Origin of the sequence: Paenibacillus amylolyticus (genome assembly GCF_003719335.1) — a bacterium.
Taxonomy (GTDB): domain Bacteria; phylum Bacillota; class Bacilli; order Paenibacillales; family Paenibacillaceae; genus Paenibacillus; species Paenibacillus amylolyticus_D.
This window is the reverse complement of sequence record NZ_RIAS01000058.1, coordinates 1-471: the sequence shown is the minus strand read 5'-3', so window position 1 is coordinate 471 and position 471 is coordinate 1. Positions and strand designations below refer to the sequence as shown.

4 tRNA genes are annotated in these 471 nt (G+C 53.1%); all 4 read right to left on the bottom strand.

Annotated elements, in window-relative coordinates:
• Position 1: 1 nt before the first annotated feature.
• The 4 genes from EC604_RS29610 to EC604_RS29595 all read right to left on the bottom strand — a co-directional run bounded on the left by EC604_RS29610 (position 2) and on the right by EC604_RS29595 (position 468).
• Positions 2-76 (bottom strand) — tRNA-Asp (locus EC604_RS29610).
• Between the two features lie 28 nt (positions 77-104).
• Positions 105-178: transfer RNA gene (locus EC604_RS29605), tRNA-Met, on the bottom strand.
• A gap of 19 nt (positions 179-197) precedes the next feature.
• A tRNA-Val gene (locus EC604_RS29600) sits at positions 198-273 on the bottom strand.
• 123 nt (positions 274-396) lie between these two features.
• A tRNA-Glu gene (locus tag EC604_RS29595) sits at positions 397-468 on the bottom strand.
• Positions 469-471: the final 3 nt, after the last annotated feature.

Genomic DNA, 471 nt, shown 5'->3' with positions numbered 1-471 from the left:
GCGGAACCGACGGGATTCGAACCCGCGATCTCCTGCGTGACAGGCAGGCATGTTAGGCCAACTACACCACGGTTCCAGATCACTTTCATAAAAGAAAGCTTTAATTGCGGGGGCAGGATTTGAACCTGCGGCCTTCGGGTTATGAGCCCGACGAGCTACCGGGCTGCTCCACCCCGCGTCATTAGGATAAATATATATGGTGGAGGCTGAGGGGATCGAACCCCCGACCCTCTGCTTGTAAGGCAGATGCTCTCCCAGCTGAGCTAAGCCTCCGTAAATATGACCCGTAGGGGATACTCTCACTTCGTTCGAGACTGCGAAGCAGTTGCTAACGATGCTAATCCTCCGACGAACCTTTGGGATCCTCATCCCACTCTTTAGTTATTAAAATAACTATGACCCGTAGGGGATTCGAACCCCTGTTACCTCCGTGAAAGGGAGGTGTCTTAACCCCTTGACCAACGGGCCTTA